Consider the following 22,414-nt stretch of genomic DNA (forward strand, 5'->3'; position numbering starts at 1 on the left):
ATGTGACTTTTATCCTATTATAGCATTTTATTGGATGTGAAAATATGAATTTTCGACAACTTCATAATGAAAAAGGGTTTACACTTGTTGAACTCCTTGCTGCACTTGGTTTATTAGCAATTGTCATCACATTATCTGCTGGTGTCTTAACGCAACTATTAGGCAGTGAAAAAGAGGCAAGTGCTAATATATCGTTGAAACAAAATACCAATGTTTTACTTAGTGAGATGAGAAATCAGTTTACGGAAGGTCGTAGTATTTGTTATGACGGAAGACACGGTGACCTAGAAGTAGTTTCTATTAACTTAACAAATGGTGATCAAGAATTAATAAAGGAAAATGGTTGTTTTACAAACGCTAATAATTCAAAGGCAATGCAGGTTAAACTAACTGTCAAAAGTAAGACCGATAAAACATATACAACTGAAACGACTTGGAACAAATCGGAGCCTTATAATCTAGCTATTCAACTAAAAGACAGCGATGATATTGATGATGTAGAAAATGACGAAGAAGATTATTCACCTGGAGAAGAGGGAGATTGTGACTATTATGGTAATACTAAATTCAGCCGTTACCAAATAGGTGAATGGAATTCTTGTTTAAATCCTACCGTCCATGACGGTAGTGCTTGGTTTATTAACAACATATCTATCTTTCAAAAAATAAAATTTACAATCGACCATAATTTGTTTACCGACCAATCGCTAAATCTCGAACAAAATGCCAAATTAATTGTAAAGAAAAGTGCTAAGCTCAGTGGTCCAGCAACTATAAAGAGGGCAAGTAAACTTTCTATAGACGGTCATTTAATAGCTGAAGAAAATATGGTATTACAAGAGTCCACTACTACCCAAATCGGAAAAGATGCCAATTTTAAGAACGGCTTAAAACTTATGGGAAATGCCTCTTTGGATGTTAATGGGTCATTTTCGTCTCAAAAGGATCTTAACTTACAAGAAAATAATAGCCTTAAGGTAGGCAAAGATGGGGATTTTTTTAACAATGTTAACATGATGGGGAATGCTACATTGGAAATTAAAGGAGACGCACGATTCCACAAATCGCTTCACTTCCAAGAAAACTCGATAATTATAGTAGAAGGTAATGCTACATTTGATGGTCCAATAACCCCAGAATGGGGAGCAGGTACAATGTGTATTAAGGGTGAGGCAGAGTTTAAAAAACCATTATACTCTAATTTAAAAGTTCTGGACCCCGCTAAGCAATGCTTCTCTCCTGGAGGGTATAATATCTATCAACTAAAATAGCCAGAGAGCACCTGCTCCCTGGCTTTTCTTATAGCACCTAGTTAAATCTCCAAAACATCCCCAATTTTCATTACTTTCCCTTCTCCTACACTCACTTTCTCAGCAAATGTGGCTGGATTTTGCTCGATCACTGGGAAGGTATTGTAATGCACTGGCACTGTTGTCTTAGCGTTTATCCATTTTGCTGCAACCAATGCGTCTTCTGGTCCCATGGTAAAGTTATCACCAATTGGTACAAATGCGACATCTATGTCGTTCATTTCACCAATTAATTTTAAGTCTGAGAATAATCCTGTATCCCCAACATGATAAATGGTCTTACCATCAATTGTTAATAAGATACCTGCTGGCATACCAGTGTAGACGGTTGATCCATCTTCTTGGGTGTAGGCAGAACCGTGGAATGCCTGTGTGAATTTTACTTGGCCAAATTCAAAAGTGTGCTTCCCGCCTATATGCATGGGGTGTGTCCTCAATCCTTTATTGCCTAAGTACTCTGCAAGCTCATTAGGTGCCACGACTAAAGCATTGCTTCGCTTGGCAATTTCAAATGCGTCTCCCACATGATCATTGTGTCCATGTGTGAGCAGAATGACATCTGCTTTAATTGTGTCTGCATTTAAATCACATGCCTCATTACCTGAGATAAATGGATCAAAAAGGATCGTCTGTGTGGCGGTCTCTACTTTTACTACGGAATGTCCATGATAAGATACTTTCATGCTATCTCGCTCCTTTTTTAAAGATTGTCTCCCTACTATTCTTCTATAAGAAGTTCTCTATTCCTTTACCCGTTTAGTAATTTTCCCATGCACGTTCATAAATTTGAATTAGATGAGGATCGATTAGAGTATTTGGTTTTAACACCGTTTCCTCCCCATCCTTCCCAATAATCTCTTGATCTTCATCTTTACCAAATTCGGTTAAGCTGCCTAACATATCTTCCTCTAGGAACCTGGTTTCGGGCTCAATTGTCAGGTTTTCAATATCAATTTCCTCTCTGCTCGCCATAACAAATCCCCAATTTCCGAAGCTGGGCACATCCACATGAAGATTCTCTGTATTAAGACCTGTAGAAGCGATTGTTTCAGAAATCGTCCAATAAACTTCTCTTGCAAAAACAGGGCTTGTAGCCTGTACCATCATCGCCCCTTCTGCTGTTAGGTGGTTTCTTGCCAACGAATAGAACTCTTTTGTATAAAGCTTGTTTAAACTTTCGTTATTGGGGTCTGGCAGGTCAACGAGAATAACATCAAACCATTCATCACTATTTTCAAGATACTTAAAAGCATCCATGTTTTTCACAGTCACTTTTTGGTCTTTTAAAGATCCCTCATTCAATTTCAATAGCTGTTTATTAGTATTCGCTAATTCGACAACAGCAGGGTCAAGATCCACTAAAGTGATCGATTCTAAGGCATCATATTTCAATACCTCTTTTGCAGCAACCCCGTCCCCACCGCCTAAAATTAACACGTTTTTAGGCTCATCTATAAAGGACATCGCTGGATGCACAAGTGTTTCATGATAACGGTATTCATCTGTGGAACTAAGCTGTAACGAACCGTCCAAATAAAGACGCACGTCTTTCTGATCTTGAGTAAGGATAATTTTTTGATAGCTGCTTTCTTCCATATGTAATATTGGATCCTTATATAATTTCTGTTCAAAGCTAAAGGCGAGTTCTTCTCCAAAAAACAGTCCGAGAATAAGCGACAATGCGATAACGCCACCACAGACAGCATGCACCATAAAATGGCGAATTTCTTTACGAAAAAGCCATAACACAATCAAAGCAACGGTTACGTTAATACAACCAACTAAAAAGGCTGATTTTACCATACCGAATTGAGGGCGTAGTAGGAACACAAATAGCAAACCGCCAACTAGACCACCGGCATAATCAGAAAATAAGACTCTAGCTGTACTTCGATTAAGTGATACTCCTATCTCATTTGCTTTCCTAATAAGTATAGGTAATTCAAAACCTGTTAAAGCACCGACTAATGCGGTAATAAAGTAGAGATAGAAGGCATCTGTCCCCTCAGGTGCAATTGCGGTGATTCCAAACATGGTAAAGCTTGAGAAGCCACCAATTATTGCTACACCAAACTCAACCCAAATAAAAGAAATAATCAGGTTTTTCATTACTTTTTCACTTAGACTTGCCCCAATTCCCATACCAGTAAGAAAAAGAGAAATGGTTAACGTGTATTGTTTTACACCATCGCCTAATATATAAGACCCCAGTGCGCCGAATAGGACTTCAAATATAATACCGCAAATGGATACAATTCCTGAAGCCCAGTAGATAATGGTACTTTTCTTCATAGCTGCATCTTTCACTTTTAATCACTCCATCTTCTTACTTCCATGAAAATAAATGTGGCTTCCGCGTCAGATAACGTCGGAAGCCATTTTAATCTGTTTTAAACAATCGCCATATTATTTAGGTTATGGAAGCACCGATGACTAATGCTAAACCAATAGATACAGCCATGGAAAGGATACCAACTGCAAGGTTGTTCTCGCGTAATTGTTCCTCTACAGAAAATTTCCTAGTAAACAGATCGAAAATGCCATATGCAATCATTTGCAGAACAACGCCAAACAGTCCCCAAATAATGGTTTCTTGAATCTGAATGCTGTGATAAATTGCAAAAGCTAATACAATACAAATACCGATAATTTTTCCGGCAATGGATAACGCAACGGCCTGGTTGCCGTTCTTTACTTCTTCCATGTCTTTATATTTTCTTGTCATGTTTTCAAATATAATAAGTCCAATTAATACGATTACGACCGATATCGCAAAATAAATTAGTGTATCAATAAATGGTTGCATCTAAAAACCCTCCTTTTATTTTCCGGAACCTGGACCGCCTCCACGGAATGTTCCACTTCCACGACTTGGCGCTCCGTAACTTCCACTTTTATAACCACCATAGCAATCCCCCGATTGGCAAGAACGTGCTCTACGATTGCTCCAACCATTCCCTAAGAAACCGTCGAGCAGTCGATAGGTAAAATACGTCTGCAGAAAACTTGGTGAGTAATTATTTCGAACAAACTCCTCACTGGCAACTTCAATTAAGATGACGTTATCATCGCTTTCGCTATGCTTCAGTGTAACAAAGTCATTTGGATAAACCATGATTTGCTGATTATCTTTTTCTTCACTTACATTCTCCGGCTCTATAGCGGAAGAAAACAATGATACGAGCTCTTCTTTAGTAAAACGCTGTGTGGCAAAAATTTCCGCTTCATATGTATCACCATTCACTACATCAAGCAGAGGGAAATGTTCCTCTACTAAATCATCAATTTCATTACTGTTGTCTGATTCTATAGCGGCAGCTAGCTCAGATTTGCTCGGTTCATCCGGCATATCACCCGCACTAACATTGGCATCTTGTTCCATACCGCCAGGTCCACATGCTGCAAGTACGCCTAGCATAATGATTACCATTCCAAGTAACAGCCATTTTTTGTACAATAAAATCCCCCTCTCTCTACTACAGTTTTATATTATTAATAGGAGCAGCAGTACTGCTCCTATTAACAACTAATTTATTTTCCCATTTTCTTCTTTAACTCTGCAAGTTCATCATCCACTTCGTTTTTGCCCAAATCTTCAAACTCATCATCAAGTGTACGACTAGCTTGTGACATATCTTCACTTGTTTCAGCTTCTGCTTCAAATTGCATCACTTTCTCTTCCATACGCTCAAAACCGCGCTTGGAATCGTCACTACCGATAGAAGACATCGTACGATTCATTTTCGTTCTCGTTTTTGCAGATTCAGCACGTGCTTTTAATGAATCCTTTTTCAATTTCATTTCTTGATATTCTTTTTTCATTTCATCAAGCTTTGAGCGAAGTGAAGTAGCATCTTGTTCAGCACGCTCCCAAGATTCGTTCAATGTGGTTGCTGTAGCTTCATGATCTTTTTTATCTTCCAGTGCACGTCTAGCTAGATCATCATTACCTGCCTCTATCGCTTGTTCTGCTTGTTTTTGCCTTTTTTCAACCATTGCCTGAGCATCATTGGCTTTTCTTTTCAACATTTTTTCATTGGCAATCTGCTTGGCAACTGCCGCTTCTACTTCTCTAATATCTTCTGCCATATCTCTCATAAATTGATCAAGCATTTTCACCGGGTCTTCTGCCTTATCAAGCATGGCATTTAACTCTGAACTTACAACTGTTTTCATTCGACCAAAAAATTTAAACATATATATTCTCCTCCTATTTAGATCCTGCTAATATTTTAATTTCATAAGCTTCAATGGCATAACCGTAGCTGGCTTCTATTTCCGTACCCCATGATTCAAAACTGAGGTAGCTTTGCTCTGACTCATCCATGTATTCAGCATAGTGGGTTTCTGAACCATTTAAAGAGGTGCTTCTTCCTTCACCCGTCACCCTAGCTGAACCTGTCTCTTCCAGGTAGTATTTGCTGTTTTCATACGTAACTTCTTTCGGATAAGGCTTTTGAATCGGAATTTGTACCTTTCGATATATCCCTAACTCCAGTTCATCATCCATTTCAGCCGCTAACCAAATGGTATCATTTCCTTCCAGCAATTGATAACTATACCACTCATAGCTCCCATCTCTATATGTTATCTTTCCAACAACCTCATAGTCCCTAAGGTCATAGGTGATAATATCGCCAACTTTGATGGAAAGCACTGTTCTTTCTTGAGGAGCTGCTGTATCATTCTTTTTTTTGGAAAAGATCTTGGATAATAGCCCCATTAACTCACCTCACATCATTATATCTTTTGTTGCTATTAGGTATTACGTTCTAAATAGAATTTGGTTTCAAAAAGTAATATTTTTTTACATTTGGGATTCTCTGTTATACTTTAGTATAACACTACATATGAAGGAGTGCCTATATGACAAGTAGAATAGATTCATTATTAAAAAGCATGAAGGAACAAGATCTTGATAGTATGTTTATAACATCAAAAGCAAATTTTTATTATTTAAGCAATTACTATACGGAGCCACATGAGCGCTTAATTGCAGTGTATGTATCTCACAGCATGGATCCCATTCTTATTGTACCATCAATGGAAGTAGAGGATGCAAAACAAGCAGGCTGGCAATTTGAAATTATTAGCTACCGTGATCACGAAAACCCATGGGAACTTTTTTCCAAAAGGCTCAAAAACTCCAACCAGGTCCCAGCCTCCATTGGTTTGGAACATGACCACATTACATTAGAACGTTACGAAGCAATAAAACAGTATTTATCGGATACAGCTATTCGCGATGGTAAGGAAATATTGGCCAACTTAAGAGTGGTAAAAGATAAAAAAGAATACACTTTATTAAAGCAGGCAGCAGCACTAGCTGATTTCGGTGTCAAAACAGGAGTAGAAGCAATTCAGGAGGGCGTAAGTGAGCTGGAACTGATTGCAAAAATTGAATATCAGCTGAAGAAACAAGGCATTCAGGAAATGTCCTTTAATACGATGGCTCTATCTGGAACAAAAACTGCTTCACCTCATGGAACACCAAGTATGAAAAAGATTGAAAAAGGCGATATTGTTTTATTTGATCTTGGTGTTATTTTTGAAGGATATTGCTCAGACATTACCAGAACAGTGGCCTACAAATCAATTACCGAAGAGCAAGAAAACATCTACAATACGGTATTGCAGGCTGAACAAAAAGCAATTGAGGCTTCTAAAGTCGGAATCTCTGTTGGAAAGCTCGACCAAATTGCGAGAGGGCATATTGAAACCGCGGGCTATGGTGACTATTTTACCCACCGTCTAGGGCATGGCTTAGGTATTGAAACACATGAATATCCGTCCATGCACAGCAATAACACACTACCACTGAAAACTGGAATGTGCTATACCATTGAACCAGGTATCTATGTGCCAGGACAAGGTGGCGTCCGAATTGAAGACATGGTATACATGACAGATAAAGGTGCAGAGATCCTAACCGCATATCCAAAGGATCTACAAATTATTGAATAGACAAGAGATAAGCAAAAGCCTGCAGGATACTCTGCAGGCTTTACTTTTATCTTTTTAACAATACATGTGCATCATCAAACTCAAGTCCGTGTGATGCTGCGACAGCTTCATACGTCACGTAGCCATCTAACGTATTTACCCCTTTACACAAAGCTTCATTGTCTAAACAGGCTTTTATATACCCCTTATTAGCAAGTTGAAGTGCATACGGAACCGTTACATTCGTTAAACCGATAGTAGAAGTTCTCGGTACAGCGCCAGGCATATTTGCCACCGAATAATGAAGAACACCATGTTTTGAATAAGTAGGATTGTCATGTGTTGTAATTCTGTCACTCGTTTCAAAAATGCCGCCCTGATCAATGGCAACATCTACAATCACGGAACCTTCGGGCATTTGTTGCACCATTTCATCTGTTACAAGCTTCGGAGCTTTGGCACCTGGGATCAGTACTGCACCAATAACTAGATCCGATTCTGAAATAGCTTGTCCAATATTAAGCGGATTGGATATCATCGTATTAATTTTAGAGCCAAAGATATCGTCAAGTTGACGTAAACGTTCCGGGCTTAAATCAATGATTGTGACATCAGCACCTAAACCAACAGCTATTTTTGCTGCATTTGTTCCTACGACTCCGCCTCCAATAATCGTTACCTTCCCTCTTTTAACGCCTGGAATACCAGCTAATAAAATTCCTTTTCCACCCTTCGGCTTCTCCAAAAATTGAGCGCCAATTTGTGAGGCCATTCTTCCTGCTACCTCACTCATCGGTGTAAGCAATGGCAAGGAACGATTGTCCAGTTGTACAGTTTCATAAGCTATTCCTACCACTTTTTTCTCAATTAATGCCTTCGTTAACTCAGGCTCTGCTGCAAGATGTAAATAAGTGAAAAGGATAAGACCTTCATAGAAATATCCATACTCCTCAGGCTGTGGTTCCTTAACTTTCATGACCATTTCCTGCGCCCAAACCTCCCGCGCTGATTCCAGAATAATAGCACCGGCTTCTATATATTGTTCATCCGTAAAGCCAGATCCCAACCCGGCTTCTGTTTCCACATATACCTCGTGTCCTGCATCTGATAACGTATGCACCCCGGAAGGTGCCATAGCAACTCTGTTTTCATTGTTTTTAATTTCTCTTGGAATCCCTATTTTCATCGCTCTCGCCCTCCAATTTCTGTATAATTATAATCATTTTTATGAAAGCACTTACAACACACTAACATTATACTACATTATGTACCTAAAGCTACATTACCAAATTCTTACGCAAAGGGGAAGAAGAAATAAATCCTTCTTTAAAAAGAAGGATTTATTTCTTCATATTATCTTCTGCGATTATTAAAAGTATGAATGTTTTTATTGTTGTGCAGCTGTTCAACAACACCACTTTGATAACTCTCATTTAATTGGTTTTGCACAGCAGCAACGCCTTTCTCATCTTCAAAAATATTTTCTGGAGAATTATCTTTCTTTTGTTTACTCAAGATTATCACCTCCAATTATAGGTTGTCCATAATCGTGACATGTTATCTTACATACTTCTTTCCAGAAAAACCAATTGAGTTCTTCTCGCCATTTGAAAAGTACTGAAAATTTATATAAGAAAAAAGATTTCAATTGTGATTCAAATTATATGGGTATATACTTAAAGTAAAGGGGGAGATGTAGCATGGAATATAAAAATATTGTGGTAGCTGTAGATGGCTCTCAGGCGTCTGAAAAAGCTTTTAAAAAGTCACTAGATATTGCAAAACGCAATCATGCTCGTTTGATTCTTGCACATGTCGTGGATTCCCGTACGTTTGCTTCCGCAGAGGCATATGATCGTACGCTCTCCGAAAGAGCTGACAGCTATGCTAAAGAATTACTTGATACGTATGTTGAAAATGCAAAAACTGCTGGAGTTATGGACCTGGTTCGCTCTGTAGCATATGGTTCCCCAAAGGTCAAAATAGCAAAAGATATTGCACAGGATTTCGAAGCAGATCTCATTATATGTGGGGCTACTGGAATGAGTGCTGTTGAACGATTTTTAATTGGAAGTGTTTCCGAAAGTATTACGCGATATGCCTCGTGTGACGTGTTAGTTGTAAGATAAAAACAGCATTTCTACTTAAAATTAGCAAATGGAACAAATCAACCGATAAAAAAAGGTTTTGCCACTTCATAATGGCAAAACCTTTATAAAAATCTAAGCTAATCTCAACGTGTCGCGAGCGATCATAACTTCTTCATTAGTCGAAATAACAATAACCTTAACTGGAGAATGCGGATAGTTAATGAACTGATCCTTTCCACGAATCTGGTTTAGTGCAGGGTCCCAGTATACACCCATGAATTCCAGACCATGTAACACTTTTTCGCGGATTGTTGCACTATTCTCCCCGACACCTGCTGTAAAGATAATTGCGTCTACACCAGACATTTTTGCAGCATAGGAACCGAGATATTTATGAATACGACCAGCGAAAACTTCAAGTGCTAGTTCTGCACGCTTGTTTTCTCCTGATTGTTGCTCAATATCACGCAAGTCACTAGAGAATCCAGAAAGTGCAAGCATACCACTTTCTTTGTTTAAAACGTCCATTACTTCTTCCGCTGTCTTACCAGTTTTCTCCATAATATATGGAATAAGTGCCGGGTCAATGTTTCCAGAACGTGTTCCCATCGTCACACCAGCTAATGGGGTGAAGCCCATAGACGTATCAATAGATTCTCCACCTTGTATAGCAGCAATACTAGCACCATTACCCAAGTGACATGAGATTAGTCTTAATTGCTCAAGTGGAACGCCCATTAGCTCAGAAGCGCGTTGTGAAACGTACTTGTGGGATGTACCATGGAAACCATATTTTCGGATCCCATAATCTTCATAATAATCATATGGAAGACTGTATAGGTAAGATGATTCTGGCATCGTTTGATGGAATGCTGTATCAAACACTGCTACCATTGGCACATTCGGCAAGATTTCTTTGAATGCATTAATTCCAGTTAAATTGGCAGGGTTATGAAGTGGCGCAAGCTCTGAAACCTCTTCAATACTTTGAATTACTTCGTCTGTCAACTTGACAGAATCACTAAATTTTTCTCCGCCATGAACCACTCTGTGGCCAATTGCATCTAATTCATCAAGGGACGTAATAACGCCTGTATCCGTTAGTGAAGCTAATAATTTCTTTACAGCCTCTTCATGATTCGGGATGTCTCCAACAAATTTATCCTCTTTATCATTAACTTCAATGGTGAAAACTGCTTCTGGAAGACCAATACGTTCTACTAATCCTTTTGCCATTACTTCCTCATCTGGCATTTTTATTAATTGGAATTTCAAAGATGAACTACCAGCATTGATTGCCAATACATTACTCATTGTTGCTCACTCCTTATTATACGTTTGGAACCAATTATTCATTTGTCCTAAAATATCTGCCATTGCGTTGGTGTTTTTCAATGATGGCATTTGCACAAGCAAAGGCTGTTTTGGCGGACGAGAATCCTGCGATTTTTTCTGCAGAATGAGAATGCTTTTTACATTCTTTTCAGATTTAAAAACACTTTCAGGTAAACGAACGACCCCAACAATATGTGCATACTCCTGGATGTAACGGTGGAGTTTGTCCGATTGATCACTATCAAACAGAAAATCAGGTACGACATAAATCATATAGCCGCCTGGTTTGGTATAATTCATCCCTTGTTCAATAAATAAATGATGGGCATATGAATGTCCTTCATCCGCTTTCAGCTCAAACTGTGCTGCTTGAACATCATCAGGGTAATAGCCTACTGGTAAATCTGCCACTACCAAATCAACTGGGTCTAGTAAAAACGGTCGAATGCTGTCCTGATGGAAAAATTCGATTTGTTTCTCTTGTAAATTAGCATTCATAACAGCAAGCTGTATCAACGTAGGATCCACTTCTGAAGCAAATGCTTCAACCGGCTGTTGTAATCGATCAAGCACTGTGGATAGCAAGTTAGCAGTGCCACCTGCTGGATCAAATATCCGCACCTTTTCGTTTGCAAGCATAACCTTTTCTGCGAAATACGCAACAAGCAAAGCTACGGTTTCAGGTGTCATCAAATGTTGCTGTTGAGTTGAATCCTTCATCCCTTTTAGCATTGCCAACTGTGTCGCTTTTCGAACATCCTCTTTTGAAAAATCCGCTAGTTCAAGTTCTGTTATAGATTGCTGCAATTTATGTGAAGTTATGTCATCTTGATTCTCTGGTATTTCCTGCATAAACAAAATTTCCATAGTTGTTGCCAGGCTATCCAAATACGGTTCATGACGTTGTTGTTGAATAAGGTTCGTTGTTTGATCTAGCCATTCATATAATAGCTCTACATTTGATTTCCCCATTACAATCCTCCATTCGTTCCTAAAGCGTTTCTATTGTACCAAAACAAATGGCTATGTACAAAGCAATGGTAGCTAAATATGTTATGAAATTTACTGAAAGTGTTTTCACAGTAAAAATCTCTCTCAACTAAATAGCGAGAGAGATTGGAGTCGATTATTCTGCTTTCTTGGCAGCATCTAATGCAGCATCATAGTCAGGGTGGTTACTTACTTCACTGACATATTCAACATATGTGATGTTGTTGTTCGAATCAACAACAAAAATCGATCTCGCCAACAATCGTAATTCCTCTATCAACACACCGTAGTTTTGACCAAAATTTGCATCCCGGTGATCCGATAGTGTATCAAGACTGTTAATTTCGTGCTTGTTGACCCATCTCTTCTGTGCAAAAGGGAGATCCATACTTACTGTTAACACTTTGACATTACCTATCTTATCCGCTTCATCATTAAACCGTTTTGTCTGTTCAGCACATACCCCTGTATCAATCGAGGGAACGACACTGATTAGTTTTACTTTCCCGTCATAATCACCAAGGGATACAGAGTTGAGATCATTGCTCAAAACATTAAAATCCGGAGCCTTGTCTCCAACCTTTACTTCTTTCCCAACTAATGTGACAGGGTCTTGATGGAATGTAACATTTGCCATATGAAGCATTCCTCCTAAATAATTGTATTCCCTTAGTATTATGAATATAAATTTGGGCCTTGTCCAACAATTTCTGCCTTATTTCAGCAATAAATTATTGAAACCCATTACATTCATCCTACTCTGTAAATTGAAAGCCCCATCATTTAAATATCGTACTGAGACGGGGAGTCTTTGGATTTTCTAGATTGCTGTTCTTTTGGTTTTTTTCCTTGTGTGGACTCTTTAATAATTTGTTGCACTTTCTCAACCACTTGTGGAGCAAAATCAAGCATCTTTTCATAAATATGGGTATGCTGATCAAGGTGAACCATTTTAATTCCTCTTTCACTGACAATAAGGAATGCCACAGGTGTAATGGAAACACCACCCCCGCTACCTCCACCAAAAGGCAATTCTACTTCACTATCACCTTGTGATTTGCCGGCATTAAATTCGCTACCTCCCGCCGCAAAACCAAATCCAAGTTTTGAAACTGGGATAATAACACTCCCATCAGGTGATTCAACTGGATCTCCGATAATGGTGTTTACTTCGATCATGTCCTTTAAATTTTCCATTGCTGTCGTCATTAATCCTTGTATTGGATGTTCTTCCATAATTAATCTACCTCCTATACCTCAGTTTTAGGTTGAAACGATTCTCCCTTAATTACAGTATTTTTTAACATATGGACGAGAGCGTAAATAGCTTGCCCAATTCTTAAGGATGCAATGCATTCTACTCTTGTATAAAAACATGGTTGCTGAAAATGAGGAACCACTTGAATGACAGGTTTGCATTTCATCTGACTATGCTGTACCAAGTAACAGATGATGACACCTTTGATTGACCATACCCCACCTGCCACAAGTCCTGTGCTTCCAGCATCACCAGTACCTCCTTCTGTATGCCAGACAAGTTTATGAAAACGAACACGCTTTAGCACGTTAATCATTGACTTTCCAAGCCCCTTCACAATATGGAATTCACGCTTCAATACATTTCTCACGTTGGAAAAGGATATATTGTGAGAGCCCTTCTGGGAAGTATCGGCTTCTAAAGGTATTTTTCTGCGGAAGACACAAATCCGAAGCACATGGATACGAAGGTCTAACCAATGATTATCTGTTGTATAAATAAGGTTAGCAGTAACGTAGACACGAGTGATGAGTAGCAAAAAAATTAATAACAGAATAAGGAGAATCGTGAACCAGATCATAAGAAGCCCCATTTCGCTCATTTGGTTAGCTATTACTATTTTGCTACACATTGCCATTTTCTACTCTTACAATATTCCTCTTTTTGGTTAAATCGCTTTCAAAATGATATGATATAGTTGTATCTAATTAGCATTGGAGGTATGGAAAGAAATGGAGCAACGTAGAAATATCTTTTTTTATTATAAGAAGGATGAGGAATTACAGAATAAATTAGAAACTTTATTTGACCTTGCAAAAGAAAACGGTTTTAACATTGTAGAGGATCCACAGAATGCAAATATAATCGTCAGTATTGGCGGAGATGGCATGTTCTTGCAAGCAGTCAGAAAAACAGGTTTTCGCGAGGATTGCCTATACACGGGAATTACACGCTCTAATGAGTCTGGTTTGTATTGCGATTTTAATATGGACAACTTTGATGACATGCTAGATACAATGAGGCATGCAGAGATGGAGGTTCGCCGCTTCCCTGTAATCAACGTGGAGGTTAATGGTGAAACATCCTTTGAATGTCTAAACGAATTAAGTGTTCGTTCTACTCTAATTAAATCAATTGTAATTGACGTTAAAATTGACGATATGTATTTTGAAACGTTCCGGGGTGACGGTTTAATTGTAGCAACCCCAACTGGAAGTACAGGCTATAACAAGTCAACGAATGGCGCGGTTATTGATCCTAAAATTCCTTGTTTCCAAGTGTCGGAGCTCGCTTCCATTAATAATAATCGATACAGAACACTCGGTTCCTCTTTTGTACTTAACAGTGATAGAAAATTATCATTAGAGATCATTCAGGACGGAAATGATTATCCGATTATCGGCTTGGATAATGAAGCCTATTCTATTCGAAATATTCATGAGCTAAATGTAACACTTAGTGACAAAGCAATTAAAACAGTGAAGCTTAAAGACAATTCATACTGGGATCGCGTTAAACGAACGTTTTTGTAGGTTTCCGATCGAAGCTTGCAGTTAGGTCTTAGCAAAACAACCCCCCCTCCCCTATAATGGAGTGGGGGCGTTTTTATATACGATATTTCCATCTATAACTGTCATTGCTACATTAATTTCATGAATGGTTTCCGGTTGTACTTGGAAAATATCTTCTTCTAGTACCGTGAAATCTGCACTAAATCCAGGTGCGATTTTACCTCTGGTTTCCTCTTGGTTAATTACATAGGCACTGCCTGAAGTGTATAATGTAACTGCTTCAAACACGCTCAAACGTTCTTCTGGACGGTATACCTGATTATCAATCTGTGACTTTCTCGTTACAGCTGCCTCTATTCCTAATAATGGAGAAACTTCCTCAATGGGTGCGTCTGATCCACCCGCACATTTTACCCCTTCATCAAGTAATGTTTTCCATGCATAAGACAAGTTCAACCGTTTATCCCCTATTCTATCGAGCACCCATGGAAAATCAGATGAAACAAAGGAAGGTTGAATGTCGACTACTACGGGAAGTTCCTTCAACATTTGTAAAGAATGTTCATTTAGTATTTGTCCGTGAATAATTCTGTCTCTTGCCCCATTAGACAATGGGTGCTTTTTTATGATTCCAGTTATTGCATCAACAGCTTGATCTCCTATTGCATGAACTGCAATTGGTAAACCATGTCGCCGTGCTTCTTTCACTATTTGTTCAAGCGTTTCTTCATTGTGAATAGCCACACCGTAATTCCCTTTTTCATCAGCGTATTCCTCTGTCAGCCATGCTGTTCTGCCACCAAGGGCGCCATCAGAAAAGATCTTAACTGCACCCAATTCTACATATTCGGTACCTTCAAGATAGCCTAGTCCTTCATCAACCATGTCTGACATCACCTCATGATGGACAAGTAAATGTGCTTTAAACTTTCTCGCCTTTCCATCAATGGCATTCTTGAATGCGCCAAATGTTTTATGAAAGCCGCCATAATAGTTTAAATCCTCACTATGCCCACCAACTAAACCTTTTGACATGAGATCATCCGTAGCAATATTAATAACTTGCTCAAGATAGTCTTGTGAAACACTTGGCATGGCATTTTTAATGAGTTCCTGTGCTGTATCTAAAAAATACCCTGTCGTCTCTCCTGCATCGTCTCGTACGATAATGCCACCTTGAGGGTCAGGACTTTCTTCCATTACGCCTGCTAGCTCCATTGCCTTGGTGTTTGCTAATATGGCGTGTCGACAAACACGTGATAGCATCATCGGATTATAGGGACTAATTTTATCAAGCACTTCTTTATGTATGATGGAAGCGTCTTGCCACTGATTTTCATTCCATCCTTCCCCAATCAGCCACTCACCTTCACTTAGATTGGCAGTCCGATTGCTCAGCGCCTCCACTACTTCTGTCGCTGATTTCATTTGAGATAAATCTAACCGGAGCAGCTTTTCTCCATGGCCTATTATGTGTAAATGACTATCTACAAGTCCAGGAAGCATTGTCTTACCTTGAAGGTTTTCCACTTGTTCAATTGACGCTGCATAAGTATGGTATAGTTTTTCATAAGTTCCAACAGCCTTTATTATACCTCCTTCTGTGTAGACAGCTTCAATTGCAGTTCCTTCCTTCTCCATCGTGTAAATGTTTCCACCAAACCAAAGTACCCCCATAGGTGCTCTTCCTCTCTAGATATATTAAGTCCTACTTTAAAAAGAATATTTCAGTTTAGCAAGTAATATAGCTTTTTATATTTAATTTTCAAATTTATTCTCTACTTAAATCTGGAAAAAATTAAGGACTGCCCGTTTCCGGACAGTCCTAACCATAAATTATAAAATTGTAATTGTTATTTCTGTCCGCCAAATTGCTGTTCAGCCATTTGTACAAGACGTTTCGTAATTTCTCCTCCAACAGAACCGTTGGCACGAGAAGTTGTATCAGCACCAAGTTGTACACCAAACTCGCTAGCAATTTCTGTCTTCATTTGGTCCAATGCTTGTTGAACACCAGGAACTAATAATTGATTTGAAGAATTGTTACTTGCCATGTTAGTTCACCTCCCTTGGTAACTATAGAATGCGTTATCTTAGGGGAAAACATGCACGGATTAAGCTGGTATATCTTAGAAAAAATTCAGTTGTATTTAAAACAGATCTTCAAACGTTGGTTCCATTGTTGTATCTGCAGTAACCTTTACTTTTTCAATGCCAGAAACTGCTTCCTCTATCAGGGCAGTATAGTCTTTTGTGGATTCATAATAATTGGCTTTCTCTCTTTTTGGCTTTGTTTTTGGTGCTTTAGGTACAAAAATTGTACAGCAGTCCTCATACGGCAATATGGAAGTCTCATATGTCCCAATTTGCTGAGAGATGTTAATAATATCAGATTTATCCATCGTAACGAGAGGACGAATCACGGGATAATTCGTCACTTCATTGATTGTGTTCATACTTTCCATGGTTTGACTTGCCACCTGTCCAAGATTCTCTCCTGTTGTCATGGACAAGATGGATTCTTGCTCACAAACCCTCTCACTGATTCGCATCATCATACGACGCATAATCGTCATCGCGTAGCCATCAGGTATTGACTTAAATACTTCCTGTTGTAGCTTTGTGAAAGGAACGATATGCACCTTAATGGAACCACCAAACCTGGTAAGTTGTTTTGCTAAATCAAGTACCTTCTGTTTTGCTCGATCACTTGTAAACGGTGGAGAATGAAAATGAATAGCTTCTAATTGAACGCCTCGTTTCATTGCCAAATACCCTGCAACAGGACTGTCAATCCCTCCTGACAATAGAAGAAGGGATTTCCCGGAAGTCCCTACAGGTAAGCCTCCTAGCCCTTTTACAACGCTTGATGTAATATACGTTGCTTCATTTCTGATTTCTACTTTTATTTCTAAATCTGGTTGATGGACATCAACCGTGTATCCTTCTGTATTGCTTAAAAGGTGTCCCCCAAGGATTTGGTTAAATTCTTGGGAACGGATAGGGAAATCTTTATTAATTCGTTTCACCGTTACTTTAAACTTTTTAACCTCTTCGCTGTTTTTCAAAGCATAAAGAGCTGCCTCTTTCACTGCTTCTGGTTCATTTTCTACTTTTATAGCAAGGCTTAAACTTTGAATACCAAATATGTCTTTACACTTTTCGATAATTGGGGCAGGATCTGAGCCATTTAAAATGATAAACATTCTTCCCTGGGTCCGTTTTACCTTTACATTAGGAAAGGCTCTTAGCTTGTGCTGAACGTTTTCCTGCAGTCTTATAATAAATTTCTTAATGTTCTTCCCTTTTAACGCCATTTCACCGTAGCGAATTAGTATGTGATCATATTCCATTATTATCTACTCCATAACTTTTTTAAATTGATGTATTGCCTGTTTCAGCACTTCTATAAATTGTTGAATTTCTTCTTTCGTAGTCTCATACGATAAGCTCACTCTTAATGCAGATATGGCTCGATCTCGAGGAAAGCCACATGCCACCAAAATTTTGCTCTCATCCGACTGTTTAGAAGAGCAAGCAGATTTGGTTGAAATATAGATGTCCTTCTCTGCCAGTATATGAATCATTACTTCAGGTTTTGTACCCGGTACAGAGAAATTGACAATATGTGGGGCCGCATTATCTGGAGTGTTTATAACTACCTCAGGTATTTCCGTCAAAGAATTAAGAAGAAAGTCTCGGACACTGTATAGATTGGCAAGCCTTGTAGCCTCTTTTTCTTTAATGAGACGAAGAGCTTTTACCATCGATACAGTACCAGCCACATTTTCAGTACCAGATCGTAGGTTTCGTTCTTGTTCACCACCGTGAAATAAAGGGAAAAGTGTTGTTCGATTGTCTACATATAAGATCCCCGTGCCTTTAAGTCCATTGATCTTATGCCCTGACATCGTACATAAATTAATGCCCGAATGAGACAAAGTAAGTGGCACTTTACCTAATCCCTGTACATCGTCTACATGAAAAAATATTTTCGGGTATGTCGCAACAAGGTCAGCAATCTCTTTTATCGGTTGTATACTCCCTAACTCATTATTCACATGCATTACGCTAATTAGAATGGTATCTTTCCTAATTGCTGCTTTCACATCAAGTGCAGAAACAACGCCTGATTGATCAACTGGTAAATAGGTAATATCAAAACCAAGCGATTCTAAGCTTTTACATGCTTCAAATACGGAAGGATGTTCTATTTCCGTTGTAATAATATGCTTACCGCGTTGCTGGTGCTGTAAAGCAATACCTTTAATCGCCATATTATTACCTTCTGTCCCCCCAGAGGTGAAAACAACTTCTTCTTGTTTCACTTTCAACAGCTCTGCTGCTTGTTTCTTTGCCATATTCAATAGCTTCTCCGCTTCCCCACCAAAAGGATGAATGGAGGATGGATTTGCAAAATAATGGCTTGAAATTTGTTCAAAACTAGTTAGTACACCTGGATCAGGCTTTGTTGTTGCACTATTATCTAAATAAATCATAATACGGACTCCTTGCAATGAACCTTTTATTATATTAGAACACAGAAGAAAAAGGATATTTCTATAATATCCTTTTCTTTTTAATGAATATTTATTTAAGCTACCTATATTACGCTTAATTTGCAGTCAATTGATATTCCTCTATACGTTTTAAAGCACCTGGCTCAATTTCTTCAATTGCTTTGGCTGCTTGCTCTAATGAAAGCTCATATTCGTAGGCACGGAATAAGCGCTCTGATTCAGCTAACTTTGCAGCAAGTAATGGATATTGACTGCGGTACCGATTAGCATATTGAATAACCTGTTCTGTCAGATACGCTTGTTCAAGCATCATATCTGTTTGCTCTGCTACTTGCTCAACGGCAGTTGCAGCATCGCTTAACGCCTTTTGTACTTCGGCCATATCCAATGGCTGCTTTTCGAGTGTTTTAATAACGCGATTATTTTTCTCAGACGCTGTTTCCATGGAATTCCATATAAAGGTCGGAATGCCAGGTACATTGCTCTTCTTTAATTTACGTTGTATATCATACAATTGATTGCGCATTTCCGTCAACTTCTCTTTTGCTTCCAACTCGTCTTTACGAAGATTTCGGATCCGTACCTTGAAGGCTTCATGATTTTCCTTCATTTCCTCCAATTGGATATATCCATCTTCTACCAGATTTCTAAGTTCCGAATGCGAAGCTTTATCATTTGTAAGTTTTTCTGATAGTTCTTCCAGCTCAACCGTTAATTTCCCAATCGACTTTTCTAAAGCCATATAACGTTCCATATCACCATCTTCAAAGTAATAGGCTTTCTTTAATTGCTCTACTTCAGATTTCGTGTCTAGAAAAGCTTGGTTCATATCTGCTACAGCCTGCTGATAGCTTGGCACCTGTGTGTCGAGGTAGCTCTTGGCAAGTGCTTCTTTTTCCAGTAGCTCGTACATTTCCTTTATACGTTCTTCCATTTCTTCCATCGTTGCTTCTACTTCTTTTGTCTCGCCTTTTTCCATGGCTTCAACTGTACTTGCTAGACGTTCTTGATATGTACGTATCTCTTTTTCAAATGCCAAATGCTCGACATGATACCCTTCATCCTTCATCTCTTTAAGACCGGAAAATAATTGATCTAACTGTGCTGGAAGCTCATGTTTGCATTTCTTATAATAGAAAGGAAATGCATCAAATTGCTCCTCAAGCTCATGAATTTCGATAGTTAGTTCATCGACAACCTGTTTAGCCTCCATATAATCGCCGGCCTCTGTCGATTGCTCATACACCAAAGTCTTTTCTTGTAGTGTATCTAGTTGATTATCGAAATATCGCTCGGCTTTTCCATATTGATAGCGGTTTTGGGAAAGTGCTTTTTTCATTGCTTTTATTTTAGGATTTAAAGTGTCCATTTCTTTTCGGCTTTGCTCTTCCGACTCTAACAGCATGTCTACTTCTGCAAGTAGCTTCTCTATGTTAGCTTCGATTGTTTGCAAAATCTCTTCTACATTATTTAATGTCTTTTTAGCTTTAGAAAAACGGTATTTGTCCGCTGCCTCTTCTGCATCAAATAAATGCTCTTCAATATCAGGAAGTTCCTTCGTTAAGATATGCTCCCAGCGTTCCTTCCAGGATTCAAACTTATCCTGCGTTTCTCCGGATAAATTTAATGTCTTAATCCTTCCCAACTGTGAGGCAATGTTCCGACCCATAATGTCCATTTTCCAAGCCTCGTAACGATCCACGACATCGTATACACGTTTTCTGAGAATAAGACCGATAATAATTAATGTAATGATAACTAGTACAATTCCTATGAAGTATGCCATAAATTGCCTCCTAACTATATTCCTATTTAAGAGGATGAAACGTTGAAGAGCCTCTTGAAGAACATAAAAACCGTTATTTAATATGATAGTACTTATAATACCATGTTCGTAGTGTTTTTGGCTAAAAAAATACAAATAATTTGCAGCTTCGACATATAATGCTTTATTTTTCTTGAACATATTGTATGAAAAGTTGCGTTTTAAGAGGATGCAGTCTTATCAGCAGGCTCTTTTGCAGCGAAATCAATCCAGTGATGGATACTCTTCACGTATTTTTCAGCAAATTGCCTGTGGGAGTATTGTCCAACCACCTGATTTTTCCATTCATTATGCAATATATATGGTGTTGTCAGCATTCCTTTAAACTGCATGAGTAAAAAACTGCGTTCCTCAGGGTCTGTCTTTTTATTAACGCGAATAACCGCTTCAAACGCCTTGCTTACATAGAAGTTTTCTTTAGCCAAGTATGTTACCGCCATTTCCCTAACAAACACGGAATCCAACGACAGTTCTCGATGAATAAAACAGGAGAATTGATGATGCATTTGTTTATAATGTATAATGGTTGAAATTAACTCTTTCAATTGATCAAGTGCAGAAAGCTGTTCTGTTTCGAGCAAAGTTTCTTCTATCGCTATCAAGTATGCTTCATAATAATACGAAACAGCGTATTCTAAAAGACCTTGCTTTCCTTTAAAATAATAGCTGATGAGCGACACGTTAACAGAAGCACGCTCTGCAATATCACGTACCGAGGTACCATGAAAACCCTTTTGAAAGAACAGGGACGAGGCTGCGTCAATCACTTTTTGTTTTGATGTGTTTGGTTTCATCCTATTCAACTCCTTACTTGTCTTTTACGACAAAGAGACGGGTAATCCTGCATTTTTTGCTCGACAAAAAAATTAACGATGTCGAATTAGCAAACTTACCATACATTACAATGAAAGGAGTGTGCATATATGTTTCAATCAACAGCATACTCAGGCCAAAAAGAAAAGGACTATCAATTATTAGTGAAGCAAGTAGATGCACTCAGTGAAGGCGAGCATGATCATACCGCCTTACTTGCAAATGCGTCTGCTTTATTAAATCAGTTTCTCACTGACGTAAATTGGGTAGGGTTTTACGTTTGGAAAGAAGATGAACTTGTATTAGGGCCCTTCCAAGGATTACCAGCATGTATCCGGATTGGCTACGGCAAAGGAGTATGTGGCACAGCTATTAAAGAAAAAGCAACTCAACGCATTGCGGATGTTCATGCATTCCCTGGACACATTGCTTGCGACGGGGCGACAAACTCGGAAATCGTTGTACCGATTATCCTTAACGAGACAATTTATGGAGTACTAGATATAGACAGCCCGAATTCAGACCGTTTTGACGAAGTGGATCAAACTTACTTAGAACAGTTTGTCCATGTACTTGAAAAGCATTTAGCCGGATGAAGTGAAACTTCAATCAGTGGGAGTTTTCATTCTTCCCCCATTGATTGTTAGTTGAACGAATCGGGATGTTAACGTCCGTTTACTCCCACTAAAAACTTACAGTTTCACCTCATGTATTGAAGTAGGAGTCTTACGGACGGTTGCTCCGGTATAAAGTTAAATAGATATTCTTTAAGATATAAAAAGCCCGATGAAACTCGTATTCTAGAGAAGAATTCCGAGT

General features: G+C 38.6%; 24 protein-coding genes. 5 read left to right on the top strand and 19 right to left on the bottom strand.

The window, feature by feature from the left end; genetic code table 11:
• Nucleotides 1–44 precede the first annotated feature (44 nt).
• The gene (locus K3T81_RS13640) at nt 45–1,271 is read left to right on the top strand and encodes a prepilin-type N-terminal cleavage/methylation domain-containing protein (RefSeq protein ID WP_238020550.1); all 1,227 of its coding nucleotides are present in this window, start codon (nt 45–47) and stop codon (nt 1,269–1,271) included.
• 41 nt (nt 1,272–1,312) lie between these two features.
• Here the strand turns inward: K3T81_RS13640 and K3T81_RS13645 are convergent, their stop codons facing one another.
• The 6 genes from K3T81_RS13645 to K3T81_RS13670 form a co-directional block, all read right to left on the bottom strand.
• Nucleotides 1,313–1,993 (bottom strand): metal-dependent hydrolase, encoded by a 681-nt coding sequence (locus tag K3T81_RS13645; RefSeq protein WP_238020551.1) that lies wholly within the window; start codon nt 1,991–1,993, stop codon nt 1,313–1,315.
• A gap of 73 nt (nt 1,994–2,066) precedes the next feature.
• On the bottom strand, nt 2,067–3,602 hold the full coding sequence (locus K3T81_RS13650) for a polyamine aminopropyltransferase (protein WP_106898533.1): 1,536 nt from the start codon (nt 3,600–3,602) through the stop codon (nt 2,067–2,069).
• A gap of 118 nt (nt 3,603–3,720) precedes the next feature.
• The gene (locus tag K3T81_RS13655) at nt 3,721–4,116 is read right to left on the bottom strand and encodes a DUF350 domain-containing protein (protein WP_106897158.1); all 396 of its coding nucleotides are present in this window, start codon (nt 4,114–4,116) and stop codon (nt 3,721–3,723) included.
• A 15-nt stretch (nt 4,117–4,131) separates the two neighbouring features.
• The gene (locus K3T81_RS13660) at nt 4,132–4,767 is read right to left on the bottom strand and encodes a DUF4247 domain-containing protein (RefSeq protein WP_238020552.1); all 636 of its coding nucleotides are present in this window, start codon (nt 4,765–4,767) and stop codon (nt 4,132–4,134) included.
• Between the two features lie 74 nt (nt 4,768–4,841).
• Nucleotides 4,842–5,507 carry a PspA/IM30 family protein gene (locus K3T81_RS13665; RefSeq protein WP_106897160.1) on the bottom strand — a complete coding sequence of 222 codons (666 nt, stop codon included), beginning with the start codon at nt 5,505–5,507 and terminating at the stop codon, nt 4,842–4,844.
• Between the two features lie 13 nt (nt 5,508–5,520).
• Entirely contained in the window at nt 5,521–6,033 is a 513-nt protein-coding gene (locus tag K3T81_RS13670; RefSeq protein WP_238020553.1) for a DUF4178 domain-containing protein, read from the bottom strand.
• A gap of 143 nt (nt 6,034–6,176) precedes the next feature.
• Here K3T81_RS13670 and K3T81_RS13675 point away from each other — a divergent pair, with 143 nt between their 5' ends.
• Entirely contained in the window at nt 6,177–7,274 is a 1,098-nt protein-coding gene (locus K3T81_RS13675) for a M24 family metallopeptidase (protein ID WP_238020554.1), read from the top strand.
• Between the two features lie 46 nt (nt 7,275–7,320).
• Here the strand turns inward: K3T81_RS13675 and ald are convergent, their stop codons facing one another.
• Nucleotides 7,321–8,439 carry an alanine dehydrogenase gene (gene ald / locus K3T81_RS13680; RefSeq protein WP_238020555.1) on the bottom strand — a complete coding sequence of 373 codons (1,119 nt, stop codon included), beginning with the start codon at nt 8,437–8,439 and terminating at the stop codon, nt 7,321–7,323.
• Nucleotides 8,440–8,606: 167 nt separating this feature from the next.
• Nucleotides 8,607–8,768, bottom strand: a complete 162-nt coding sequence (locus K3T81_RS13685; protein ID WP_182858829.1) for a hypothetical protein — start codon at nt 8,766–8,768, stop codon at nt 8,607–8,609.
• 185 nt (nt 8,769–8,953) lie between these two features.
• Here K3T81_RS13685 and K3T81_RS13690 point away from each other — a divergent pair, with 185 nt between their 5' ends.
• Nucleotides 8,954–9,382 carry a universal stress protein gene (locus K3T81_RS13690; RefSeq protein ID WP_106897164.1) on the top strand — a complete coding sequence of 143 codons (429 nt, stop codon included), beginning with the start codon at nt 8,954–8,956 and terminating at the stop codon, nt 9,380–9,382.
• Between the two features lie 93 nt (nt 9,383–9,475).
• Here the strand turns inward: K3T81_RS13690 and K3T81_RS13695 are convergent, their stop codons facing one another.
• The 5 genes from K3T81_RS13695 to K3T81_RS13715 all read right to left on the bottom strand — a co-directional run bounded on the left by K3T81_RS13695 (nt 9,476) and on the right by K3T81_RS13715 (nt 13,563).
• The gene (locus K3T81_RS13695; protein WP_036572085.1) at nt 9,476–10,657 is read right to left on the bottom strand and encodes an acetate kinase; all 1,182 of its coding nucleotides are present in this window, start codon (nt 10,655–10,657) and stop codon (nt 9,476–9,478) included.
• Between the two features lie 6 nt (nt 10,658–10,663).
• A complete protein-coding gene (locus tag K3T81_RS13700) occupies nt 10,664–11,650 on the bottom strand; it encodes a class I SAM-dependent methyltransferase (protein WP_238020556.1) in 987 nt (328 codons plus the stop codon).
• A gap of 154 nt (nt 11,651–11,804) precedes the next feature.
• Complete coding sequence (tpx, locus tag K3T81_RS13705) at nt 11,805–12,305, bottom strand: thiol peroxidase (RefSeq protein WP_106897167.1); 501 nt, start codon at nt 12,303–12,305, stop codon at nt 11,805–11,807.
• A 146-nt stretch (nt 12,306–12,451) separates the two neighbouring features.
• The gene (ytfJ, locus tag K3T81_RS13710; RefSeq protein WP_106897168.1) at nt 12,452–12,904 is read right to left on the bottom strand and encodes a GerW family sporulation protein; all 453 of its coding nucleotides are present in this window, start codon (nt 12,902–12,904) and stop codon (nt 12,452–12,454) included.
• Nucleotides 12,905–12,918: 14 nt separating this feature from the next.
• Nucleotides 12,919–13,563: a DUF2953 domain-containing protein gene (locus K3T81_RS13715; RefSeq protein WP_238020557.1), complete on the bottom strand. Its 645-nt coding sequence runs from the start codon at nt 13,561–13,563 to the stop codon at nt 12,919–12,921.
• 94 nt (nt 13,564–13,657) lie between these two features.
• Here K3T81_RS13715 and K3T81_RS13720 point away from each other — a divergent pair, with 94 nt between their 5' ends.
• Nucleotides 13,658–14,458: an NAD kinase gene (locus tag K3T81_RS13720; protein WP_238020558.1), complete on the top strand. Its 801-nt coding sequence runs from the start codon at nt 13,658–13,660 to the stop codon at nt 14,456–14,458.
• Nucleotides 14,459–14,509: 51 nt separating this feature from the next.
• Here the strand turns inward: K3T81_RS13720 and K3T81_RS13725 are convergent, their stop codons facing one another.
• From K3T81_RS13725 to refZ, 6 genes are all read right to left on the bottom strand, one after another.
• On the bottom strand, nt 14,510–16,114 hold the full coding sequence (locus K3T81_RS13725) for an amidohydrolase (RefSeq protein WP_238020559.1): 1,605 nt from the start codon (nt 16,112–16,114) through the stop codon (nt 14,510–14,512).
• Nucleotides 16,115–16,290: 176 nt separating this feature from the next.
• The gene (locus tag K3T81_RS13730; RefSeq protein ID WP_036572074.1) at nt 16,291–16,491 is read right to left on the bottom strand and encodes an alpha/beta-type small acid-soluble spore protein; all 201 of its coding nucleotides are present in this window, start codon (nt 16,489–16,491) and stop codon (nt 16,291–16,293) included.
• A gap of 96 nt (nt 16,492–16,587) precedes the next feature.
• Complete coding sequence (gene thiI / locus K3T81_RS13735; RefSeq protein ID WP_238020560.1) at nt 16,588–17,790, bottom strand: tRNA uracil 4-sulfurtransferase ThiI; 1,203 nt, start codon at nt 17,788–17,790, stop codon at nt 16,588–16,590.
• 6 nt (nt 17,791–17,796) lie between these two features.
• Nucleotides 17,797–18,936, bottom strand: a complete 1,140-nt coding sequence (locus K3T81_RS13740) for a cysteine desulfurase family protein (protein ID WP_238020561.1) — start codon at nt 18,934–18,936, stop codon at nt 17,797–17,799.
• Nucleotides 18,937–19,051: 115 nt separating this feature from the next.
• Nucleotides 19,052–20,743: a septation ring formation regulator EzrA gene (ezrA, locus tag K3T81_RS13745; protein WP_106897174.1), complete on the bottom strand. Its 1,692-nt coding sequence runs from the start codon at nt 20,741–20,743 to the stop codon at nt 19,052–19,054.
• A 200-nt stretch (nt 20,744–20,943) separates the two neighbouring features.
• Nucleotides 20,944–21,576 (bottom strand): forespore capture DNA-binding protein RefZ, encoded by a 633-nt coding sequence (refZ, locus tag K3T81_RS13750; RefSeq protein ID WP_238020562.1) that lies wholly within the window; start codon nt 21,574–21,576, stop codon nt 20,944–20,946.
• 129 nt (nt 21,577–21,705) lie between these two features.
• Here refZ and K3T81_RS13755 point away from each other — a divergent pair, with 129 nt between their 5' ends.
• Nucleotides 21,706–22,191 carry a GAF domain-containing protein gene (locus K3T81_RS13755; RefSeq protein ID WP_106897175.1) on the top strand — a complete coding sequence of 162 codons (486 nt, stop codon included), beginning with the start codon at nt 21,706–21,708 and terminating at the stop codon, nt 22,189–22,191.
• The last annotated feature ends 223 nt before the right edge of the window (nt 22,192–22,414 follow it).

The sequence above is a fragment of the Oceanobacillus jordanicus genome, from assembly GCF_022095695.1.
Classification (GTDB): domain Bacteria; phylum Bacillota; class Bacilli; order Bacillales; family Amphibacillaceae; genus Oceanobacillus_B; species Oceanobacillus_B jordanicus.